The organism is Algibacter sp. (genome assembly GCF_039977455.1).
GTDB lineage: Bacteria > Bacteroidota > Bacteroidia > Flavobacteriales > Flavobacteriaceae > Algibacter_B.
In genome coordinates this window covers 65,780-91,480 of record NZ_JBDWDG010000020.1, presented here as the reverse complement: position 1 = coordinate 91,480, position 25,701 = coordinate 65,780, and the positions used below count along the sequence as shown (strand labels likewise).

Here is a 25,701-nt window from a genome sequence, read left to right as displayed (position 1 = left end):
ATGAAAAGTATAAATATTCACCAATAGGATTAGAAATAAATCTAGAAAACAAATTTATTTAAGATAACAATTGCCATTAAACAACAAAGCTTGAATGCCTTATAAACCACTTATTAATGAAAAGCAATTACTAGCTTGTACGGCAGACGGTGACACCTTGGCGTTTAAGCAGATTTTTGATCATTATAGACCTGGTATTTATAGTTTGGCTTTAAAACTTCTTAAATCTTCTGTATTAGCTGAAGACGTTGTCCAAGATGTTTTCATTAAAATTTGGAATAAAAGAGTACAATTTCCACAAGTAATAAATTTTAGAGCTTATTTATATAAAACTGCTAAAAATCAAGTTTTCGATGAATTTAAAAAAATAGCCAAAGCATCAATTAATGAAGAAGAACCCAATAAAACCTTAAACGCATTAAATGATACCGATTATGGTATTCGAAAAGAACAGTTAGAAACATTATTAGAAGAAGCTCTCAATAAACTACCTCCACAACAAAAAAACATCTATCAGCTTTCTAGAAATCAAGGTTTAACATATCCTGAAATTGCTATACAGTTAAACCTTTCTCCGCTTACTGTTAAAACACATATGAAACATATTTTAGCATTTCTTAGAAACCATTTATCTGAATATATGGAGCTTTCTGTTATTCTATTTTTGATAAATATCTACTTTTTTTGAAATAATACTATATGGCATATTACGTAGTGTTTAAAAGGCTTTAGGCGTTTTTTTAGTATTAAATAACAGAAATTCAAAAAAAATACTGGAATTTTATACCCCCATCACCTATTCTTAGAAGTCTTATTAATAATGAGACAAGAATATTTTATTACATTACTACATAAATATGTAAACAACTCGGCTTCTAAAGAGGAAACACGAATGTTAATACATGCTGTTAATTCTGGCAAGTATGATATCCTATTAAAGCAGGAGATAGCACTAATGGCTGAAGATAAGGCTACAGTAGATATTTCTGAAGATAAGGCAATTGACATTTTCAAAAATATAACTGAAAGCACAGATTCTTCTACACTTCCTTTAGAAAAACACGAAAAACAACCTATAATTTCACTATATAAAAAACCATGGTTTAAATATAGTGTTGCAGCCTCAATAGTTACTCTTATTTCAATAGGAGTTTGGTTTAAAAATACGAATAAAACAAATTCGCAGCTTGAAACTTCTATTATAGTCAATAATCAAATTAAAACAGGCACCAATAAAGCCACCCTAACATTAGGAAATGGAGAAGAAATTAGCTTATCAAAAGGTATAACCTTTCAAACTAAAAAATCCACAAGTAACGGCGAAGAAATAACCTACAAACCCACCACCAATCAATCTGCAACAACTAGTAACAAGACGTCATACAACTATTTAACAATTCCTAGAGGAGGTGAGTTTCACCTTATACTTTCAGATGGCACGCAAGTTTGGCTAAACTCTGAAACTAAATTAAAATATCCAGTTGCTTTTACAAAAGGGGAACCACGAGAAGTAGAACTTGTTTACGGAGAAGCCTATTTTGATGTATCACCGAGTAGCGAACACCATGGTTCCAAATTTAAAGTATTAAATAATGCTCAAGAAGTAGAAGCTTTAGGTACGGAATTCAATATTAAAGCTTACAGAGATGAAACAACCATTTATACAACCTTAGTAGAAGGAAAAGTAGCTGTTAATAATGCTCATAAAAGCGTTCTACTAATACCTAACCAGCAAGCCAGTCTAAATACAAAAAATAACAACTTATCAATTAATAATATTGATATTAAAAGTGAAATTGCTTGGAGAAATGGAGAATTTATTATTAAAGGTAAAAACCTCAAAGAGATAATGAAAATGTTATCGCGTTGGTATGATATGGATGTAACTATTGTGAAAAAAGACTTAGAAGAAGTTAGATTTATAGGAATACTTCGTAAAAACCAAAACATTACAGATATTTTAAACACAATCAAAAGTTTCGAAGTAATTAATGATTATGAAATAAACAACAAAACCCTTATCGTAAAGTAGCTATGAATAAGACGGCTAATTATTTATTTTATTAATAATCTAGAAGTTCGCAACAATAATTATAAAAAAATAAACGCTTATGTAGAAAAATTTTTTGACACAAAATAAAGGAGGAAAACAGTTCACACCCTGAGAAAGTAAGACACTGTACATCCCCCCTATAACGTATTAATTAAAGTTTAATTAACTAATAACAAGCAAATTTATGAAAATTAAATTAACTAACCGTCATTTCGGTATTCGAAAAAGTTTCCTAAAACTACTCATGAGAACATTCCTGTTTTTATTATGTACCACAGTCTTCAGCTTTAATGTTGAAACCACGTTGGCACAAGAAAAAGTAACAATTGATTCTGATAGAGAAGTCACTGTTGACCAGGTGTTTCAGCTAATTATGGAACAAACAAAGTACAATTTTTTGTACCCAGAAAATTTATTTAAAAACCTCCCCAAAACACAACTAAAAAAAGGGGTGATTAGAGCAAATAAATTGATACGAGAAAGTATTTCAACAACCAATTTTAAAATCATTCTCTCCAGTGACAATACCATCTTAATCAAAGAAAAATCCAAAATTTATCAGCAACAAGTCTTTGGCAAAATTACCAATAAAGATGGTTTACCTTTATTTGGAGTTACAATTTTAATAAAAGGAACCAACACAGGAGTGTCTTCTAATTTTGAAGGAGAATATCAAATTACAACACCAGACCCAGCAAGTGTATTGATATTTTCTCATCTAGGCTATCATAGTCAAGAGGTTGTAGTTAGAACCAAAAAAGAAATTAATGTAACGCTACAAGAGGACTTTAGCGACTTAGATGAAGTTGTTTTAGTTGGTTACGGAGCCACAAAAAAGAAAGACCTTACAGGCTCTGTTGGCACGGTAAAAGCAGATGAAATATCTCAGATAAAAACCCAAACTATAGATCAAGCATTAGTAGGTAAAATACCGGGAGTTTACGTTAACGCATTGAGTGGTGCCCCTGGAGCAGGAGCCATTGTTCATATAAGAGGTTTAAGTGCTTTACGTGGTGATAACCAACCTTTGTATGTCGTTGATGGAGTACCAATTATTGTAAACCCTATTTTTGAAGAAAATGGTATTGGAATTTTTGGAAACAGAGAAAACCCCTTGTTAGCTATTAATCCAAATGACATTGAACGGGTTGATGTCTTAAAAGACGCTTCGGCAGCCGGTATTTATGGTTCTAGAGCAGCCAACGGTGTAGTTCTTATTACCACCAAAAAAGGAACTAGAAACCAAAAACCTCAATTTACATTTTCTTTAAACTCCACCATATCCAACCCTGTAAATACTTGGGATGTATTAAACGTAGAACAATATAAATCATTTGTAACCGAAGGAGCACAACATAGAATTGATACAGGCTCAGGAAGTTCAACAGATAATATTATTGTAAATACACCAGATCAATTTTTTGGTACTGAAAATACAAATTGGCAAGATAAAATCACTAATAATAATGCCTTATGGAATGATTATAGGTTTGGGCTAAATGGAGGAACAGAAAATTTAAATTATTTGATTTCTGTGGGCGTTACGGATCAAAAAGGTATTATGATTGGAAGTGAATTAGATAGGTATAGTTTAAGTGCGAATATAGATGCTGATGTTACGGAACGTTTTAAAACTGGAGTGTCATTTAATTATAATTATTCGGTAAATAAAACTTCTGGGGTAACTAGTTTAACATCTGGATTTTTTAGACCAGATTTAGGAGTTTATGACAATAATGGACAGTACACTGGCACACCAGCATTAGGAGGTGTATTTGGACCTGACGTAATTTCTAGAAACCCAGTAGGCGGCTCTGGTTTAGCTACAAATAAAATTATAGGCCAATATGTATTTGGTTCAGTTTATGGAGAAGTCAAGGTTATAGATGGTTTAAAATTTAGATCACAAATTAATCTTTCAGTGAGTAATGATAAGGCTTCTAATTTCGACCCATCCTTTTCTGATAATGCTATTTTCAACCTCTATAATTCACCAGTTGCTGAAGCAACACTAGAACAACAACGCACAGATGCTTTTGCAACTGTATTTAGTAATACCTTAAATTATTCGAAGTCTTTTGGAGTTCATAAATTAGACGCCATAATTGGAATGTCATGGGATCACAATAGAACAGATATTGAAGCACAAACTTATTCAGGCTTTCCAGATGATTTTATTTTGGTCGATCCACGTTCTGCTAATCGTATTTCAAGTTATGAAAGTGAATCCATAGAAGGTGGGCTTAATTCATTATTTGGTCGTGTAAACTATAATTTTGAAGATCGTTACTTGGCTACATTAACGGTTAGAAGAGATGGATCTACTAAATTTGGAACAAACAACCAATATGGAACTTTTCCTTCAGGTGCGTTAGCATGGAACATGCACAATGAAGATTTTTTTAGTATGGATGCTATCAATCAATTAAAATTAAGAGCTTCTTTAGGGCGTACAGGAAATGATAATTTAGCTTCATTTTCATATTTAGCTTATATGTCATCTTTAGCAAATAATTACTCGCTTTATGCTAATGTTAATGGCATTGCAATTACAGGACTACCAAACCGCAACATTCGTTGGGAATCAACAGATCAACTGGACCTAGGTTTAGAATTTAGAGCCTTAAATAATCGATTGCATGGAGAAATTGTTTATTTTGAAAAAATCACTTCAGGAATTATTTTATACACGCCATTGCCATCTGAAACCGGTTTTGCTGCTTATAATGCAAATGTTGCCGATGTGAGCAATAAAGGATGGGAAATAACCATAGGAGGTGACATTGTGAACAATTCGAATTTTAATTGGAATTCTTCATTTAATATTTCTTTTATCAAAGGAGTTGTAGATAATTTATATGATGGTTCAGTAGCTTCAAGTGGAAGTTCTCCAAATATTTTAGAAGGACAACCAATTGGTGTAATTTCTGGATATGTTCAAGAAGGTATAGCGCAAGATCAAGCACAAATTACAGCATTAAATGCTGGCGCTTCCGATGGAAGTTACTTCTCTGGACTTACACAACCAGGAGATTATATTTATAAAGATATTAATGGAGATGGTGAAATAACAACCTTAGATAGAACTGTTCTTGGAGATATAAATCCTGATTATTTTGGAGGATGGAACAATTCATTTAGTTATAAAAATTTTGATGCTAGTTTTAATGTTCAATTTGCACAAGGACATTCTCGTCAAGTTTCAAACTCATTACTTCCACAACTAAGTAATTCAGACCCTTATTTAAATACAACTACCATTGTATATGATACTTGGACTCCAGAAAACACTAACGCAACATATGGGCGACTTGGTGCGCCTGCAGAAACTCTCAGTTCTACATTCATTAGTGATGCATCTTATGTCCGATTGCGTTCAGCATCTATAGGATATAATTTTGAAAATCAGTGGTTAACTGAAATGGGAATAAAAAGAGCCCGTTTAAATCTATCTGGAAACAATTTATTAACGATTACAGATTACGCTGGATTAGATCCAGAATCAGTTAGTGATCCTCGAGGAGGTGAAACAACAGACCTTATTCAAGATGAAGGCTATGCTTACCCCCTAGCTCAAACATTTACTTTAGGTCTAACTATTAGCTTTTAATCAATAATAAAACTAGAAAACATGAAAAATATAATATACCTATATAAAAGTCTTTTTTGCATTCTTTTATTGTTATCGACATCTTGCCAATTAACTGAAGACCTTGATGAATATGAACCATTATACTCATTACCAGGAGAAACAGCAATTTCTAATCAAACTTCCGCAGAATTAGCACTTACTGGAATGTATGCCAGTCTGCGTCAAACATCATTAGGTGGGTTTCCACATTATACTATTGTTCCAAGTACACTTAGTGGTTTAGATACAGGTGGACTTTTTTCCACAGGGGTTGAAGATAGAGGATTTCAATCCAACAATCCAGATCCTACTGGGACAAAAACTAGAGCAATTTACACGAACTTATATACATTAATAAATAGAGCAAATTGGGTCATTGAAGGAACTGAAAAATTAGTATCAAGTGATTTTGTTAACCCAGAGAGACAACTAGAAATAATTGGTGAGGCTAAAGCCATGAGAGCTACAGGTCATTTTTATTTATTGCGTTTGTACGGGCAATTTTATGATTTAACTTCCGAATACGGCGTTGTCTTAAATTTAGTTCCGGCAAAAGATGCTAATCCAAGACCAAGAAATACGGTTGCTGAAACGTATACTGCAATTTTGGATGATTTAGAAGATGCCATTGTAGAAGCACCAAATGCAACCAACAAATACTACGCAAGTAGTGTGTATGCAAAAGGACTAAAAGCTAAAGTTTTACTCTATCAAGGGGATTACTCTCAAGCAGCTCTAGTAGCAGAGGATGTAATAAATAATTCTGGTTCTAATTTTGGGTTAATGCCTACTTTCGGCGAGTTGTTTCAACATGATGGTGCTAATGACTATTTAAACACTCTTGAATCACTATTTAATACCTATTCCGATTTGGATGAAGGTATTGGAAGTGGGAATTTTTGGGATGGAATTTTCGCCAATACTTCAGATACGTATTATGAGCTAGGAGAAAATGGTACAATGACCATTAATGGGCAAGTTATTAAACATGATGCCACAAGAATTCCATATATGCAATTAGGAACTCCTTTTAATTCTAGTTTTAATGGTAATTTTAAATATAAACAACGCCAAGGCATAAACTTATATGAAACTCATTATCATTTACGAATGGCTGAAATTTATTTAATTTATGCTGAAGCCGAAGCTCGTAGAAATACTGAAGTTACCATAGAAGCTTTAAATGCTCTAAATGCAATTAGGCTAAGAGCTGGAGCTACAACAACAGGTGCAGATGGATTTGAAACTTATCCAACAACCATTAGTTATCCAGAATTTTTAGAGGCAGTACGGATTGAAAAATTAATGGAATTAGCTACTGAAATGGGAGAGGATTTTTATGATATGGTACGCTATGAAATTTTAGTAACTCCAACACCTAGCGGTGAAGATTTTAAAGTTTCCATGGTAAATCCAACTGCAACAAATCCGGACAAATTTATTATACCAATTCCTGAAACATCTATTATCGCGGGTCAAGGCATAGTAAAGCAAAATCCATCCTATGAACAGTAAAACAAAGTCCAATTAATTAGCTTATATCTTTTACAACAATCACCTTTAAATTTGAAATATATTATTTACATAAGGGTTTCGCTCTTAAGCAAATACATTTAAAAGAATATCACGTTTTATTAAATTAAATGAAACGAAAAAAGGTGATTATTGTAAAAGACTAATTAAATGGAATACCCCGTATTACCTCATATATTTCGATACAGTAAATTGTAATACAAGACTAAAAAAGTTATGGCTAATTATACAAAATTTAAACCCCATGAAACTCATTAAAATTTTAATCGCAGCCCTACTCGTTTTTAGCTGTGAAACTAAAATAGAACCACTTAAAGATGGCACCTATAACATAAAAGGAATGGTATCTAATATGGAAAATGGGACTCTATTTTTAGCAAGCCCCAAAAACAACACGTATTTAGTTGATACTATTTTTGTAACCAATGGAACATTTAATTACGAAGGAACTATAGATAGATCCGTACAGGTCATTTTAATTTCTAAAAATAAAAATGATTATTCAATGGATTCTATGGCAAAATTATTTGTAGAACCTGAAAGAATGGAATTAAAATTAGATGTAAACAATATTACTTCTGCTAAACTATTAGGTTCTAAAGCACAAGTTGAGGCTGATAAACTAAATGATTTAAAAGCTCAAGTAGATGAAAAATTTAAGTCCGAATTAGATGCTTTTAATGCCAATAGAAAAATGATGAGTACTGCTATTACTGATGATGATAAAAAAAAATATAAATGGAAAGACGATGAATTAAGAACTAAATTAGAACCGTATTTTTTAGAAAGAGATGCTGTTGTAAAACAATTTGTAATAGACAACCCTAGTTCTTATACTAGTTTTCAAAATATAATATTTATTATTGAAGATTTTGAGCAAAAGGAGGTTAGAGCAATTTTTGATAAATTTCCAGAAGAATATAAAAAAGACCCAATTGCAGAACGGATAGACAAACAAATTTCCGATATGAATAAAGGTATTCCAGGAGTTATGGCTGGAGACTTTAATACTATTGATATTAATGGCAAACCAATAACTTTAACCGACTTTAAAGGTCAGTATTTATTAATCGACTTTTGGGCTTCTTGGTGTGTACCTTGTAGAAAAGGAAACCCTCACCTATTAGATATCTACTCAAAATATAAGTCTCATGGTTTAGAAATTCTAGGAGTTTCTGATGATGATAGAAATCCAGATGCTTGGAGAAAAGCGGTAAAAGATGATAAAATTGGAGTTTGGAGACATGTACTTCGAGGTATGAAAGTTGACCGATCAAATGGCATGTTCAATGTATTAGATGATGGCGTTAGTAGAGGTTATAATATATCTTCATTACCAACAAAAATTTTAGTTGGACCTGACGGCATTATTATTGGCCGTTACAACGGACAAAATGAAGAAGAACTCATGTTGGATGAAAAATTGGCTGAAATTTTTGGTATTCAATAAATATTGGTGAGTTTTTGTTTGCACTTTACATACAGGTATGGAAAGTTTCATTTTCTTATTACTTCCTTTAAAATTGAATAGGTCTAATTTGGAGGTTTGGTTAAAACTCCAAATTCAATACGTTCATTAGTATTAATGAATAATCATAGCCACTTATAGAAGTAATCTCAACTTTCTTTCATTAGCACAAAACTTGGCGTGCAATTTAGGGTAATGGATTAAACTTAAATTCGAAAATTGCTTAAAAAGCTCAAAATCTTTTTTCCTTACTTTATTTCTTTCTTCCCGAATATTACTATAATTTTTAAAAATTCAAAACGTTTAGGATTGTTAAACAGTATTTTTAAATGTTCGTCTGAGTTTATAAATGGAGAAACCATTACGAGATTTCGTAATTATGAATCATTAAAAACTTGAAGTATATACTTGTTTATACAAGTTAAAAGGTATAAATAAACCTAAAATAGTTTTAATTCTAAAGAACAACATTAAAGGAAACAAAACTCTCGAAAAGTAAAAAATTTATATTAATAATCAGTGAACACGAAACTTAATAGTTTTTGAACACGATTTTGAAAACAAGCATCTGGGAAGCCCTATAAACAGGCTGTTTGGAATATTTTAAATTCCTTCATAACTCGGAGGTCGCGGAATCGTGCCCCGCTCTCGCTACTAATTAAAGGAAAAGCTGAAGATGAATCTTCAGCTTTTTTATTATAGGTACAACAAATGACCTATTTTTTTAGTGCAAATCACATTAAATTTAATGAACTAGTTAACAAAATAAAACGGAGGTCTTTTCCTGATTTCATTATTTAGGGTGGTAGAGTTGAGATAAAATTCAACATTACCCATTCTGAAAGAAACTTAAATTGATTTACTTATTATGTCCTGAGCGTTTCCTTACTTTGTTTTTTTAACTATTGTTCCGCTTCCTTTTTTATTATTTTATAACATTTCATAAGATTCATTTTAAATTTACTTCCTTTAGAGCCCCCGTTGTTACCTTCTTTTTGTTGATTTGTGCAGTTCAATATTCAGCTTTGTATAGACATATAAAAAGTGCGAGTGAATTTATCCTGAGCGGAGCCGTAAGAAGTTTGGTTATACTGTCATTCATGTCTTAATATTCTTTTTTTTATTGTCAAAAAAAGGTTTGGAAGTTGTGCCTCTGGATGTGAACCTAAATTCTTTGTGAAATACTGCATTGTGCGCAAATAACGCCTTAAATAGTTTCATAATATATCTTTTGTCTGTCTCAGTTTAATAAATTTAATACACCTCAATTATTTAAGGCGCATATATTTCGTCAATTAAAATTAAAGAGAACTTACATTAAAATAGTCGCTAAACTTTCTCATATTTCAAACAGTAACCTTGTAACTGCCAATAGGTTATATTTAAAATTATCAAACTTAAGGCTATACATTTACTCTAAAACAGCGTTAGATTTTAAACCTTTACCCATTATCCCAAAAAACAATAATATACTAACACCAACAATCACCAATAGATTCAACCAAAAATTAGTTTCAACTCTATTTTCATAGGTAAACTCTGGAAGCTCATAATAATTTTTCTCTTTAAATTTTTGATTTTTAAACAACATAGGCACCAAATAGTTTCTCCAAGTCGTAGAAAACTCAAAAACCTGATTTTTATAATCATTATAATGGTTCTCGGATGTGCCTGCTAAATTGTTTAGGGTCTGTTGCATTAAAATAGCTGGCGATACATACTTGAACGTACTTATCAAATTTTGCTGCTTTTTTAATTGCGATTCGTATGCCGTTAGAAGCGGTTTGGTTTTTTCTTCCATTATTTTTTCGGATGCAAAATAATTATGCCAAAAACCAAAATCCTGATTGCTACCTCCTTGAGATAACTCCGGATGACTTCTCATATAGTCATCCATAATTTCATTTTGCTTCGCTTCGTTTTCTTTTTTGATTAATCGAATTTCATTAATCATATTTAAACGCGATGGTATTGGGTATAAAGAATTACCAATTTGGTTAATTGTAGCCGGTAACACCAATACGACCAACAACCAAACCCCGATTAAGGTTAATGCATTTTTAGACGAATCGTTAATTTTAATATTTACAATAGCCCCTATAATAAACCAAAACAAGTTATACCCTGCAATAATTAAAAACAACTCGACCCATTGATTTATTTGAGTCAATGCGCCTGCTGTAAAAATAGCCAAGGTTATTAATAAAATAGCAAACACTACGAATGTAAACACCATATACCTTATCGCCATTTTTTGTAATAACCACCGACCAATAGATATAGGCTGAGCTCCAATAATTCTTAAGGTCCCCAACTCTTTCTCTTTCGATAAAACATTAAAAGTAAATGCAATAATTAATAGTGGTAATATATAGATAATGACAAATGCTAAATCGAAATTCCCAAATAATAATTGCACCGGATTTACCATTTCAGAATAATCTAAAGCAAAGTTATTTCCATAAACGGTTGGACTTTTAAAATGCGTATACATATCACTTTGGCCCGTAGACAAAAAAGACAGTGTTTCCGGCTGCATAATGGCTAAACGCGGATGCCTGTATCCTATAGTCATAGGTTCAGAAGGTAATTTCCAATAAGGGACATTGGTTTTTTCGCCCTTTTCAATTTTTTTAAGCGTGGCTAGCATTTCGCTATCCTCTTTATGTAATTTCTCTTGGACTACGGAAATATCATAAAGCCTTTTTTCTACATTTTTACTCCCATTATAAATGGCAAATGCAAACAAAAATAGAATGCTAACACATAAGATTAGCAACCAGTTGCTCCGTCTTAATAGTTTTATTTCGTATGATAGGTTGTAACTAAACATAATTTATATTTTTTTTGAAGTCATCATTAAAGCTGCGAAAGGTACTATGAGCCACAAGGCCAAAAACAACAGGTTTTTTGTGTTTTCTTTTAAAATTTGAGCTAAAGTTGGTGGTGTGAAATTAAATTTTGGTAATGCTTTAAATTTTTCTGCACTCATTTTATAACCACGTTCCCCAACCTTGGCATTATCTTTTATATCAAAATTTAAAAACTCCTGTTGTTTAATACGATAGGCTTCGGCAGCTTGGGTAAATTTTTCGTGTAAATTAGCGCTGGTATGCGCAATATCCATAGATAAAAATCGTACTGAAATAAACGGAGATACAAAAGCAAGGTTTTGGTAGGTGTTATTTTGATTTACAGCTATTTCGTTTAAAATAGCATAATGTTTTTCATAAATTTTAGCTTCGTGCTCCTCACCTTTCTGCATTCTGTATCCTGCATAGTTAAAAGGTAACTGATGTAAACTATCTACGCCATATTCTTTTAACGTTTCTTGTTCCAACTTTTTAGCAGCTTCATTCCAAGGATTATGGCCATCTAACCCATTTTTTTTACCCTCTGCAATGCGTGCACTAAATTCTGTTTTAGAAGGATACGGATGATTATTATTAGCAATATTTGTGGCAACTTTTGGTGCTATAAAACTAAATACAATCCATAATACTAAACTACTTACCAAAGACATCCCTGAAGATTTACTCCACATAGAAACCCATACAATAATTGTCGTCATAATTAAATAGTAAAACGAATAGGATAGAAATAAAGTAAACAAACTACCCCAACTAAAAAACGACAAATTATCTAAACTAGACAATACAAGGCCAACACTAAAAAAGATAATTATGACTAAAACAAACACCGGAATAAACGTGGCTAACCATTTACCTAAAGCCAGTTTTATAGGATTTACACCCTGACTTTTTAGCAAGGTAAAGGTTTTATGCTCCACCTCTTTAGTATAGACATTATACCCGATTAAAATAATGAGTAATGGCACCAAATAAATTAATACAAAATTAATAGACAAGGTCCCAAAACGCGCTAAGCTCGACTGATCGCTTGCTTCACTAAATGAGGCCTCATTTCTATTATGCGCCTCTAAAAAAATAGTATTCCCCGTATACTTAGTTACCCCATAATCAAAAAGAGATAAAGCAAACTTAGGTTTAAAAGCATAAGTACCATAATGCGCTGCAGAATGTGGATTTTTAGCGCCTTGCGTTTCCCAAATATTACGTTCTTTATTTACAGACTCTAAATACTGATCATTATTTTTTTGGTACTGATTAACACTGGTTATGGTAGCAATAACCAATAGCACTAATGAAATAATTAACGCCAATTTAAAACGACCATCACGAATTAACTCCTTAAGTTCTTTAAAAATTATGTTTTTCATTTTAACTTACGTTTTTAAAGTTCATGATATCCAAATAAATGGTTTCTAATTCCTTTAAAGAAAGCTCAGATGTGTTGGAGTAGTTTTGTAAAACGCCCGAACGCATAATACCAATATGTGTACTGACTTCTTTAGCTCTAAATAAATCGTGAGTAGCCATTAAAATAGCGACCCCTTTGTTTTTCATTTTTGTAAGCAACTCTATAAATTCGTTACTCGATTTTGGATCTAAACCAGAAGTAGGCTCATCTAATAACAACACCTTAGATTCTTTTGAAATGGCTAGGGCAATCCCTACTTTTTGACGCATCCCTTTTGAAAATGTTTTTACGCGCTTATCATGTGCTGCATCTTGTAGTCCAGCTTCCGATAAATACGATTTTAATTCAGTTTCGCTAAATTTTTTACCAGACAGTTTGGTGAAATAATCTAAATTTTCAACAGCATTTAAAGTCGGATACAGCATTAAATTCTCTGGGATATAGGTTATAAACGCCTTAGTTTTTATTGGGTTTTTAACCACATCTAAACCATTTATTTCTGCGGTTCCAGAAGTTGGCTCTAAAAAGTTTAATAACATATTAATAGTGGTCGATTTTCCTGCACCGTTAGCTCCTAAGAGACATAAAATTTCGCCAGCCTTTACGTTAAAAGATAAATTGTTTACTGCTGTAAAATCACCATAGGTTTTTGTGATGTTTTTTGTAGTTATCATAAATAAGATATGTATGTAAATTAATATTTAGTGCTTAGCCCAAAAAAAGCCAAACACAGTTTGTTATCAAAAATTAAAAACTCTTGACAACTTAAATAAAGTAATAGTAAATGGTTATAAAGCCTATGCTATAGGAGGCGGTCTGCAAAAAAGATTACTACTGATTATGGTATTACTAACCAGACAAAAACACCCATAGACCTTTGGGGGTTCATAATTGTGTTGAACACGTTGTTCAACAGTGTATAGTTCGTTTACTATACATGGAATTTTATTAGAAACAATAACATGTTCACATACTTCACAGTCCTCAACAGACGCTTCATTATCATGAAACAGCCCATGTACTTCTACAAGTCTAAGACTTATAAAAAATACTAAAAGGACAAATACAATATGTTTTTTATAGTTTCTCACGTAGACAATAAATCCTTAATGTTTTAAAATAGTATTACTAATAGACATAGGAATTTCTTTTATCCTGCAGCTATCATCTGCATATTATTTAAGATGCAAAAATATGGATTATAAGTTAAACCAATGTTTAGAAATTTCCTTTTCAACATTGAGGTTCCCGTTATGAATGTACTCATTTTTAATAGCGTTATAAGTATAATCTTCCTCCCATGATTTATAATGTTTAGCAACCGCTTCAATAGCATCGCAAATGTATTCAATGTCATTATTGGTCATTGTTGGATGGATGGACATGCGCACCCAGCCTGGTCGCTCCATTAAGCAACCTTCGAGTATTTTCTTTTCTATGGATTTTGAAGTTGGTTCGTCTACGTTTAGCAAATAATGTCCATAAGTCCCTGCGCAACTACACCCTCCACGAGTTTGCACGCCAAACTTATCATTTAAAAGCTTTACTATTAAATTGTAATGTGCATCTTCAATATAAAATGAAAACACTCCCAATCTATCGGTATGGTTTTCTGCAAGAATGCGTAAATTATCTATAGCTTTTAGACGTTTAAATATAATCCCATTAAGCTCATGCTCGCGGTCTAAAATATGCTTCACCCCCATTTTTTCTTTCAACTTAATGGATAGTGCTATTTTTATAGCTTGGAGAAATCCTGGAGTTCCGCCGTCTTCTCGAGTTTCAATATCGTCCACATAATCATGATCTCCCCATGGATTCGTATAACTTACCGTACCTCCACCGGGGTTATCTGGAACTAAATTTTTATATAGTTTTTTATTAAACACTAATACCCCTGAAGATCCTGGGCCTCCTAAAAATTTATGTGGAGAAAATGAAATGGCATCCAAATATTCATCCTCATTTTCAGGATGCATATCAATATTAACATAGGGTGCCGAACACGCAAAATCTACAAAACACAATCCGTTGTTTTGGTGCATTACTCGAGCAATATCACTATAATTCGTTCTAATTCCTGTTACATTAGAGCAACCGGTAATCGCTGCAATTTTTATAGGAACGTCTTTATACTCTTGAAGTAGTGATTCTAAGGCATTAATACAAGGCAAACCATTAGCATTAGAAGGAATAACCCTTACTTTAGCAATAGTTTCTAACCATGAGGTTTGATTAGAATGGTGTTCCATATGGGATACAAAAATGATAGGGCGCTTCTCCTCTGGAACCTGAGTGTTTTCTTTTAAGTTTTCGTTAAGTTTAATGCCCAAAATACGTTGAAACTTATTAATAGCTCCAGTCATTCCGGTTCCTACAGTAATTAACACATCATCATTTGAGGCGTTAACATGATTCTTGATCACCTTTCTAGCATCATGATAAGCTAAGGTCATTACAGAACCCGTAATAGATGTTTCTGTATGGGTATTAGCGACAAACGGCCCCATTTCCTTAACGAGTTTTTCTTCAATAGGACGATACAATCTTCCACTAGCCGTCCAATCTGCATAAATAATTTTCTTGCTACCATAGGGGGATTGAAACGTTTGCTCTACACCAACAACTCCCTCTCGAAACGGCTTAAAATAAGCCTCTAAACTTGACGCCTCAGATTTAGCTTTTCTTTTTATTCTAAACATTATGATATATTTTATAATAAATAATCCCTTTAATTAAATAACAGGAAGGTTATTATGCGCTTCAAAAAACTCTAAAACCTGAGCATTAAAAAAACACATCATTTTAATAGACGCTTTAATTGCATTAATAAATTTTGTTCTTCTATCGCATATTTACCATCTACAAGAAATAACGCTTTCATACTATTGAAAAGTTCATCTGTATTTTGACTTGAATAGTTTAACCTATCGAAAGTGCTAATGATTTTCTGCAAACTATTATAATCATTATCTAATTCAAATTCTTCATGAATGCTATTAAAAACAGCATCAGACGTTTTAGATTTTACAAATGAGAGTTCTTTTTTTGTTTCTTTATAATCTGCATTGATACAGTAAATAAACAAATAGGTTAAAAATTCATTTTTGTCCCATGTTGTAGAATAATTGCTCATAGTCTTATTTTTTAAATTTTGAAACGCCTTCTTTTAACCATTTAGTATAGGTGTCAACATCTGGAGTATAAGCAACAGGATCTATTAAATTCTCCTCGTCATGTCCCATCAACACATAAAACGGTTGTGAATTGGCTTTATATTTTATGGTTTGTAACTCACTCCATTTCTGCCCAATATATTTAAGTTTTTTCCCTGGCTTTAATTGAGATTCTACAACCTCATCACTTTCTAGTTTTCGCTTATCATCGACATATAGTGAAATTAAAACCACATCATGCTTTAAAATATTTAATACCTCTGGCTTTGGCCAAACATTTTGTTCCATTTTTCTACAATTTACACAAGCCCAACCCGTAAAATCCAACATCACAGGTTTTCCTACCTGTTTTGCATACGCTAAGCCTTTATCGTAATCGTTAAAAGCTAAGATATCATGTGGAGCTAATAAATGCGCACCTTCTGGAAGTTCTCCGTGATTAGCTGCAGCTGCTCCACCTGTTTTAGTATACCCGACACCATACGGAGACTCACTATATTCTTGTGGTGGAGGAAACGCACTAATTAAATTAAGAGGTGCTCCCCAAAGTCCTGGTATCATATAAATAGTAAAAGACAATACAATTAATCCTAAACTTAGCCTACCAACCGATATGTGCGTTAATGGCGAATCGTGAGGTAATTGTATTTTCCCAAATAAATATAAGGCTAATGTACCAAAAACAGCAATCCAAATCGCTATAAAGACTTCACGCTCTAGTAAATGTGCTTGTAACACCAAATCGGCTTGACTTAAAAATTTAAATGCTAAAGCTAATTCTAAAAAGCCTAGAACAACTTTTACTGTATTTAGCCAACCACCAGATTTTGGCAATGAATTTAACCAACCTGGAAAAGCTGCAAATAAGGCAAAAGGAAGTGCTATAGCTAAAGAAAAGCCAAACATACCAATTATAGGCGCTAATCCGCCTTTGGATGCTGCTTCAACCAATAAGGTACCTACTATAGGCCCAGTACACGAAAACGAGACAATAGCTAATGCTAAAGCCATAAAGAATATTCCGATTAACCCTCCTCGATTGGCCTGAGAATCCACTTTATTGGCCCAAGAATTTGGCAACATGATTTCGAAAGCACCTAAAAAAGACGCCGCAAAAACCACTAATAAAATAAAAAATATAACATTAAACCAAACATTGGTAGCTAATGCATTTAAGGCATCTGCGCCAAAAATCCCCGTGACTGCTGTACCCAATAACACGTAAATTACAATAATACATACTCCATATACAATAGCGTTTCTTATACCTAAGGCTTTTGTTTTACTTTGCTTGGTAAAGAAACTCACCGTCATTGGAATCATAGGAAAAACACAAGGTGTTAGTAATGCTGCAAATCCCGATAAAAATGCAATAATAAAAATTCCAAATAACCCTCTATGGCCTTCTTCTTTAGGAGTAGCAACAGTTTCACCTCCCGGATTAGACGCCTTGACATTTTGAACGGTAGGCTCTGTTTTTAATTGAAATGTTAAATCGATTTCCGTTGGAGGCAAGCATCTGGAATCATCACAAACCATAAACTCTACATACCCCGAAATGGATGTTAAATTGCCCTCAACATGTACCGTCTGAGTAAAGGTTGCTTGGTTTTCAAAAAACTTAATCTTCATTCCAAATACAGGATCATCTACCGTATGTCCTTCCTCTTCTTTGGTATTCCCTACAATTTTGAAACCGCCCTCACTATCGTCGTACACAAAAGTAGTAGGTATTGGACCATCTTGAGGAACCTCTTGAGAATACAAATGCCACCCGCCTTCAATAGACGCTTTAGATATCAGATTATACTCTGTTTCAGAAATTTTCTCAACAGAAGTTGACCATTCTACAGGGTCTAAAATTTGACTATTTACAAGACTACATGTAAATAAAACAATGGCTAATAATACATTTTTCATTTAAACTAAATTTATTTTATTGCAGTGGTTTAAAAACAACTTGATAAGATTTCCCGTTTTGTAATACTTGACGAGCAACCTCCTGTATATCTTTAGCAGACATTTTATTAACAATATCTTCAAAGGTTTTTGGGTCGTTTAGATTTAAATCATATCTAAAAAAACTAGTTAGCAAACTCATGTCATAACTGTTTTTATCTTTAGATTGTACGCGTTCCTTTAAAAAGTTTGTTCTTGTTTTATTTAAATCTGCTTCTCTTATAGTACCATTTGCAATGTTTTGTAATTCAGCGTTTACTATATCAACTAATTTGTCGGCTAAATCTGGATTACAATCAAATGAAAACGATACATTTAATTCCGATTTAGGCTCTCTAGACAAATAAGCACTAGCTCGAGGACTATAAGCTCCACCCTCCGATTCTCTAACACTTTCTGTTACTCTTAATTGTAAAATAGCTCCCAATGCCTTAGCATAAATAGATGTATCATTAGCATAAGGCACCCCTTTTTTATACCCTACATTTACTGTCGCTTTAGGATCTTCCATCGCTAAATAAATAGACTCATTAATCTCATCCGACAACCATTCTGCTCCGTTATCTTCAAATGATTCTTTAGTATTATAAGTTGATAAACTCGCCATATATTTTTCTAGTAACGGCTTTAGTTGTTCTGCTTTTAAGTCGCCCACAATAAAAAACTCAAAATCAGATGCATCGTGGAATCGTGATTTATAAATTGTTTTAATTTTATCAAAATCAATTTCAGAAATATATTGTTCATCTAAAAGACGGGCTTTAGGATTATTTTCACCATAAATGGCTACCGTTAGACTATCTTTCATTTTACTACCTACACTTTTAGATTTTCTAATAAGATAGTTATCTAGATTACTTTTAAGTACTTGAAAGGCAGATTCATCAAAACGAGGTTTTACAAAATATAAATGAAGCATTTGCAGCATGGTTTCAACATCTTTTGTATTTGATGCTCCAGATAGATTTTCCGAAATAGAACCTAATCCAATAGTTACGCCTGCTGTTTTTCCTGCTAATACTTTTCTTAAATCTGTACTATTAAATGCTCCTAAACCAGACTGTTGAATTAAATTTTTAACAAAACTAGCCGAAGGGAGATCCTCTGCATCCAATAAAGAAGTTCCTCCATAACTAAGTGCTTTTAAACTCACTTTGTCTTTTTCTTTATCTACAAATTTGTAATGCACTTTTATGTTATTACTCAACACATAAGTAGTCGAATTTATATCATTATTTACCGAAGTATCTATAATTTTACCAGGCTTAAAGTTAAGTCCAGAAACAAGTGTTTTTCCTGCCATTGCTTCTTGGTAAGGCGTAATACTTTTATCGTTTTCTAATTCACTAATAATTCCTAAAGCCTCTTCTTTAGTTAGGCTATCTTGCCCTTCTACTCCGGTAACATTTATAAACCTATTATAATCTGTGTATAAATTTTTAAGAGCTTTATGAAACTCCTCTTTAGTGACCGTATTAAAAATTTGCGACACCAAGTCATATTCTTTATCTAAATCCTTAATGGTTTTATTTTCTAAATAATTTTTCTTAATAGCTCCCATAATACTTTTATGACTCGCACTCGCTTTTTTAGCTATTCTATTTTCATAAGAAGTTTTATAACGCACCTTAGTACGTTCAATTTCAGATGTTGTAAATCCAAAATTCACAGCTCTTTGCACTTCTAATAAAACCTCTTTAAAGGCTTCTTTTTGCATATTAGGTTTTGGAGATACTCTGACATTAAAAGCATTTGAAGTTCTTGAAACGCCACTATACCCAATTCCTGCTCCTAAAAATGAAGCCTCAGGTTTTTGTTGTTTTTCAGTAACCCTAGAGTTTAGCATACCAATAGCCATAGATTCCAAAAGAGAACGTTTAAAATCGGCAACAGTTTCCGATTTTAACGACTTTTTATGTCTAATTCCAAAGCTTACACTTGCTGTAGAGACTTCTGAGTCCATACCTAAACTATAAAGCATTTCTTTATGATCTGGGATATCTACAATAAATCGTTCCTTAGGATTTTCTATAGCTGGAATTTTAGAGAATTTAGCTATAATTTTTTGTTCAATATCTTCAACATCAATATCACCAATTACTGCTATGGCTTGCAAATCGGTACGGTACCAATCATGATAAAAATCACGCAATGCTTTGTATTCAAAGTTTTCTACAATATCCATTTTACCAATCGGTAATCTTTTGGCATACTTAGAATGGTTAAAAGTGATAGGAAGTGACACCTCAAACAAACGCATTTGTCCATTTTGTCTTGTTCTCCATTCTTCCTTAATCACACCACGTTCTGCATCAATTTCCTCTTCTGTTAACAACAAATAATTAGACCAGTCTCTTAATACTGTTAAGCAAGTATCTATAAGTTTATTGCTAGCAGGAATATGATTCATATTATACACCGTTTCATCAAAAGAGGTATAAGCATTTATATCTTTACCAAAAACAGCACCTTCGGCTTGAAGTGTATTTAGCATGGCTTTCCCTGGAAAAGTTTGAGTACCATTAAACGCCATATGCTCTAAAAAATGAGCTAAACCTTGCTGATTGTCGTCTTCGAGAACCGAACCTACATTTTGAACAATGTAATAACTTGCAGCGTCCTTTACAACATCGGTACTTTTTATATAATAGGTCATACCATTTTCTAAAACACCTTTTTTAATCGTTGAATCAACCTCTAAAAGCTGATTTAAATCTAAAGATTGACCTAACACTAAAAAACTAGTTGATAAGGTTATTACAAATGAAAAAATATACTTCATGAACTTTTTGGTTTTAAGTTTTACTGTTGTTTATATATTATTAAGTAATTGTTAAAAAGGGTTAATTGCTTTAAATAACCCTTTTGGTAATCTTTCAATATTTTAATTGTGACTAACTCAAAAAAATATACTAAATGAAAGATAGATTCCTAAAATATCTCAAACTAAAAAAATTACTTTAACTACACTTAACACTTATATAGAGTGAAAATATTGATAATACCCTTGTTAATATTCTGTTAAATCGTTAAAAAACATTTTATTCTTTTGAATTAAAGTATGTCTCGTTAAGATTTTTTTTAGAAAATTTCTTGCACGGCCGTCTTTCAAAAAAACACAACACAATTTTTTTGATAATTTAGGATTAGCCTACTCTTAGATTCTATTTATAATATAAGACCTTTTTATATACCAAGATTAAATACTTCAACAAAACATTACCAAAAACCAACAAGCGTATGACTTTTACCTGGTTAAGTTTTTGATTTAAAATAAAATTATATCCCAAGTTCATTAAACAAGGCAATCAAGTTTGCACTAGACGGACGAGGCGCTTTAGCAGCAATAATATTCCCATTTGGATCTATTAAAATAAAACGCGGAATGCTTTTAATTTGATACTCTTTTATCAAATTACTACTCCATGCATTGTCTGCAAGTAACTGAATTCCACTCAATTCTTTATTGGTAACCATTTTTCGCCATGCATCTTCCATTCGCTTCAAATCTATAGAAACACTAACAAACTCAATGTTTTTACCATGGTACTTCTCTTCAACTTTTTTAAGGAAAGGCACTTCTTTTAAACATGGAACACACCAAGTTGCCCAAATATCGATATACACATATTTACCTTTAAAATCACTCAACGAACTTGTTCCTCCTGCATGATTAATGTAATCTGTAAACACAGGAGAAGGAGACCCTTCAGATAATTTTTTTAACTCTTTATATCGTTTAGTTGCATTTTCGTTGTTTTCTTTTGAAGTCGATACCGTTAAAAAGGTATTGTAAAAATCATCCAAATTTGGAATTTCACTTAAATCACTTGACACAGCTCTTGCTAACAAGGTGTTTTTAATATGTTCATTTGGAATTTCTCCAAATGTTTTTAGCTTGGTGACATGGTAATTACTCCCCGTTTTTTCGGCTATTTTTTTTGCTTGAAACTCGAAATATTCTTTTACTAAACTTTTGTAATACCCTCTACTCCTAAATGCATCTTCATTATAGTAATCTACGCCTTCTAACTCTTCTAAAAACTGATCGTTAACTCTAAAAGTATCTAGTTCGCCTACAACTTGGCCGTGGATATATTCGTATCGTATGAGATATAATAAGTAATAATTAATTATTTCTTCACGTTCAAATTTAACAAAGTCCTTTGGCATATCAGAAAAGCTCATTAAATACTCTAAAAGGTTTTCTTTTATTAAAGTTGCCTTGGTTTTAAATTCCTCTGGACCTAAGGTTATATATTTTGTAAAACTCATCCCTCGAAGTGAATCCACACGTTTATCCTTCGTCATTAAATAAACCGATGGGTTTGGAGCAGGCCCAGTTAAAACAGCGGTGTCTACCATTTTTTTCTCGTCGAACGTTAGGTTATATGTTCCGCCATTGGTAAGATACATTGTCACCCTATTTACCATATCGCCTTCAAATCTATAGGTTCCAGAACTAGATCTTATAGTATCTACAACAAAAGTACCATCACTAGCGACATGAGCAGGAAACCGACCCCGTCCATCTCTATTAGATAATAAAAATTTTTCTGTTGTCGGGTTATTAATAGTTCCCGTAAGTAAAATATAATCTTTAGTAGGCTCTGATTTGCAAGATGTTAAAACAAATACTGTAACTACAATTAATAGTACTTTATACATATTATAGTTTTAACTCATTAAATAAATTTATTAAATCTGGACTTGAAGGTCTAGGTGCATTTGCACTCACAATATCTCCATTAGGATCTATTAAAATAAAACGAGGAATTCCTTTAATTTCGTAAGCTGCTACAAAATCACTTTTCCAATTTTTATCTGCAAGTAACTGCACTCCTGAAAGGGCTTTATCGGTAACCATTTTTTTCCAAGCATCGTATTTCCCTTCTACATCTATAGAAATACTAACAAACTCTATGTTTTTGTTATGGTATTGTTTTTCAACTTTTTTAAGCGCTGGCACTTCCGCTAAACACGGACCACACCATGTTGCCCAAACATCTATATAGACGTATTTACCTTTAAAATCACTTAAAGACGTGGTTCCGCCAGCATGATTTTCGTAAACCGTAAATACAGGAGACCGCTGACCTTTAGAAAGCTTTTTTAGGTTTTCGTATTTTTCTGTAATCGTTGCATCGTTAGTTGTAGATGTCGATACAGACATATAAGTGTTATAATATTCGTCTAGGTTGTTGGCATATGTTATTCCACTAGAAGCAACAGACATTAATAAATCATTTTTTATAAAGTCGTTTGGAATTGCACCAAAAACATTAAGCTTGGCTAAATGCCTATCAACACCTTCATGTTCGGCCAATTCTTCTGCTTTTCTATTAAAATGTTCATTCACTAGTTTCGTGTAAGAAGCTCTAAGTTTATAGGCCCTTTCATTAAGGTAATCGAGGCCTTCTAATTCTTTTAGAAAACCGGACGAAACTTTAAAATCGGGTTGTTTGGTATATCTTTGATGTAAACTTTCGTATTTAACCAAGGTTAACAGGTGATAGTAATGTAACTCTTCATGTTCGGGTTCTAAAAATGCTTTTGGAACATTAGGAAAACGATCTAAATAGTTAAGAAGGCTATCTTTAATAGCTGTTTCTTTAGCAAGAAAATCGGATTCAGTTAATGAATTAAATTCGGCATAATCGCCTCTAACTTTAATGATGTTAGCTATTTTAGTCATTAAATAATTTGAAGCATCAGGATCTGTTCCTGTTAATTTCACTGTATTTTTAAAATCTTTACCATCTGCGGTTACCTTATATTCGTTGCCGTTGGTAAAATAAAAATCTGTTCTATTTCTAGGGTCGAAAAAGATGTATTTTCCTGTTCCGGTTCTTATAGTATCTGAAAAGGTGCCGTCTTCTGCTATTACAATGGAAGTTAATCCCCCTTTACCACTTAGATTAAATTTATTTGATGGCGGATTGGTTATTTTTCCAGAAAACAAGATGTAATCTTTAGCGGGTTCTGATTTACAAGATGCTAAAATTAACACTGCTACGAAAGTTAAGAGTATTTTATTCATAATTTATATTTTCAAGTCATTAAATAAATTAATTAAATCTGGGCTTGAAGGTCTTGGTGCATTAGATGCCTCAATATTTCCATTTGGATCTATTAAAATAAAGCGTGGAATACCCGAAATCTGATAAGCTTGAACAAAGTCGCTTTTCCATGCTGCATCTGCTAACAATTGAATACCTCCTAACTCTTTATCCGTTACCATGTTTCTCCATTTTTCGTGTGCATTTTCTACATCTATAGAAACACTAACAAATTCTACGTTCTTTCCATGGTATTGCTTTTCTACTTTTTTAAGCGCAGGAATTTCTCTTAAACACGGCCCACACCATGTGGCCCAAACATCAATATATACATACTTCCCATTTAAATCGCTTAAAGATGTTGTTCCACCTGCATGATTAACAAAATCTGTAAACACAGGGGATGGATTTCCTTTAGCCAGTTTTTTTAAGGATTCGTATTTTTCTGTTATGGTTTCTTTATGGGTATCTGATGTGGAAACAGCTAAAAACTCTTGATAATACTCATCCATATTATTAGTGTAAGTAATATCAAAACCAGCCGACCCAAACAGTAAGGCATTTTTAATATGATCGTTAGGAATGGTACCAAACACTTTAAGTTTAGCTAAGTATTTATCCATATCTTCCTGCTCTAATAGCTTATCAACTTTCGCGCTGAAATAATCATTAACCAAGCTTGTATAAGACCCTCTTCTGTCGTATTCTTCCTCGTCGGTAAAATCTAGACCTTCTAATTGTTGTAAGATCTTGTCTGAAACTTTAAAATCGGATTTTTTAGCATATCTTCTATGGGCTTTTTCATACTTAGATAAAGTTAAAAGATTATAATAGTATAATTCTTTACGCTCTTGGTCTGCAAATTCTTTTTGAATATTTGGAAAACTGTCCAAATAACTTACATAGCTTTCGTTTAGTTCTTTTTGTTTTGCTAAAAACTCTTTTTCATCCAATGTATTAAATTCAGCATAATCACCTCTTAATCGAATAATTCTGGCAACTTTAGTCATTAAGTAATTAGAGGCATCAGGGTTCGTTCCTGTTAATTTTGCAGTAGTTCTAAATTGTTTTTCAATTGCAGAAAATTGATATACTCCACCAGCTTCTAAATAAAGTTCTGAGGTGTTTCTTCCATCGCTAAACACATAGCGTCCTGTTCCTAATGTAATCGTATCGGACACAAAAGTACCAGCGTCGGCAATTTTAATTGAAAGTGGACTATCTTGATCACTAAAGCGTTTTACTAATCTATAATCTTTAGAAGTTGCATCGGTAATAGTACCAGACAACAGAATATAATCTTTTTTAGGACTCTCATTACAACCGAATATACAAACAGCTGTACATAATAAAATAATAATTTTTTTCATTTTTCTTAATTTTAGACTTATAGTAAAACTATCCTTGTAAGTGAAGTAAACAAAACATAGGCAAGTGAATTACTTGTTTTTTTTATGTATAATAGTGATGCTTTAAAAGATAGCAGAAAGTAGCAAAACTTATAATTTTGCCCTTATCTGCTATTTTTTAAATTGAATATT

The 25,701-nt window shown here is 32.5% G+C and carries 15 protein-coding genes; 5 read left to right on the top strand and 10 right to left on the bottom strand.

The features are described from left to right. Nucleotides 1-94: 94 nt before the first annotated feature. The 5 genes from ABJM36_RS08715 (at nt 95) to ABJM36_RS08695 (ending at nt 8,667) form a co-directional block, all read left to right on the top strand. Nucleotides 95-688, top strand: a complete 594-nt coding sequence (locus ABJM36_RS08715; RefSeq protein WP_348451073.1) for an RNA polymerase sigma-70 factor — start codon at nt 95-97, stop codon at nt 686-688. 132 nt (nt 689-820) lie between these two features. Continuing rightward, complete coding sequence (locus tag ABJM36_RS08710; RefSeq protein ID WP_348451072.1) at nt 821-2,032, top strand: FecR domain-containing protein; 1,212 nt, start codon at nt 821-823, stop codon at nt 2,030-2,032. Between the two features lie 205 nt (nt 2,033-2,237). Then, entirely contained in the window at nt 2,238-5,663 is a 3,426-nt protein-coding gene (locus tag ABJM36_RS08705; protein WP_348451071.1) for a TonB-dependent receptor, read from the top strand. Nucleotides 5,664-5,684: 21 nt separating this feature from the next. Continuing rightward, the gene (locus tag ABJM36_RS08700) at nt 5,685-7,199 is read left to right on the top strand and encodes a RagB/SusD family nutrient uptake outer membrane protein (protein ID WP_348451070.1); all 1,515 of its coding nucleotides are present in this window, start codon (nt 5,685-5,687) and stop codon (nt 7,197-7,199) included. A 262-nt stretch (nt 7,200-7,461) separates the two neighbouring features. Further along, nucleotides 7,462-8,667: a TlpA disulfide reductase family protein gene (locus ABJM36_RS08695; protein ID WP_348451069.1), complete on the top strand. Its 1,206-nt coding sequence runs from the start codon at nt 7,462-7,464 to the stop codon at nt 8,665-8,667. Nucleotides 8,668-10,096: 1,429 nt separating this feature from the next. Here the strand turns inward: ABJM36_RS08695 and ABJM36_RS08690 are convergent. The 10 genes from ABJM36_RS08690 to ABJM36_RS08645 all read right to left on the bottom strand — a co-directional run bounded on the left by ABJM36_RS08690 (nt 10,097) and on the right by ABJM36_RS08645 (nt 25,530). Continuing rightward, nucleotides 10,097-11,518 carry a DUF3526 domain-containing protein gene (locus tag ABJM36_RS08690; RefSeq protein ID WP_348451068.1) on the bottom strand — a complete coding sequence of 474 codons (1,422 nt, stop codon included), beginning with the start codon at nt 11,516-11,518 and terminating at the stop codon, nt 10,097-10,099. Nucleotides 11,519-11,521: 3 nt separating this feature from the next. Further along, nucleotides 11,522-12,925 (bottom strand): DUF3526 domain-containing protein, encoded by a 1,404-nt coding sequence (locus ABJM36_RS08685; RefSeq protein WP_348451067.1) that lies wholly within the window; start codon nt 12,923-12,925, stop codon nt 11,522-11,524. Nucleotide 12,926: 1 nt separating this feature from the next. Next, nucleotides 12,927-13,640, bottom strand: a complete 714-nt coding sequence (locus ABJM36_RS08680) for an ABC transporter ATP-binding protein (RefSeq protein WP_348451066.1) — start codon at nt 13,638-13,640, stop codon at nt 12,927-12,929. 525 nt (nt 13,641-14,165) lie between these two features. Continuing rightward, complete coding sequence (locus tag ABJM36_RS08675; protein ID WP_348451065.1) at nt 14,166-15,668, bottom strand: aminotransferase class V-fold PLP-dependent enzyme; 1,503 nt, start codon at nt 15,666-15,668, stop codon at nt 14,166-14,168. A 98-nt stretch (nt 15,669-15,766) separates the two neighbouring features. Further along, nucleotides 15,767-16,102 carry a hypothetical protein gene (locus tag ABJM36_RS08670; protein ID WP_348451064.1) on the bottom strand — a complete coding sequence of 112 codons (336 nt, stop codon included), beginning with the start codon at nt 16,100-16,102 and terminating at the stop codon, nt 15,767-15,769. 4 nt (nt 16,103-16,106) lie between these two features. Further along, nucleotides 16,107-18,062, bottom strand: coding sequence for a cytochrome c biogenesis protein CcdA (locus ABJM36_RS08665; protein ID WP_348451063.1), 1,956 nt, complete (start codon nt 18,060-18,062; stop codon nt 16,107-16,109). Between the two features lie 16 nt (nt 18,063-18,078). After that, nucleotides 18,079-20,883, bottom strand: coding sequence for an insulinase family protein (locus ABJM36_RS08660; RefSeq protein WP_348451062.1), 2,805 nt, complete (start codon nt 20,881-20,883; stop codon nt 18,079-18,081). A gap of 497 nt (nt 20,884-21,380) precedes the next feature. Continuing rightward, nucleotides 21,381-22,769: a TlpA disulfide reductase family protein gene (locus tag ABJM36_RS08655; RefSeq protein ID WP_348451061.1), complete on the bottom strand. Its 1,389-nt coding sequence runs from the start codon at nt 22,767-22,769 to the stop codon at nt 21,381-21,383. A 1-nt stretch (nt 22,770) separates the two neighbouring features. Continuing rightward, complete coding sequence (locus ABJM36_RS08650; RefSeq protein WP_348451060.1) at nt 22,771-24,141, bottom strand: TlpA disulfide reductase family protein; 1,371 nt, start codon at nt 24,139-24,141, stop codon at nt 22,771-22,773. 3 nt (nt 24,142-24,144) lie between these two features. After that, nucleotides 24,145-25,530, bottom strand: a complete 1,386-nt coding sequence (locus ABJM36_RS08645) for a TlpA disulfide reductase family protein (RefSeq protein ID WP_348451059.1) — start codon at nt 25,528-25,530, stop codon at nt 24,145-24,147. Nucleotides 25,531-25,701: the final 171 nt, after the last annotated feature.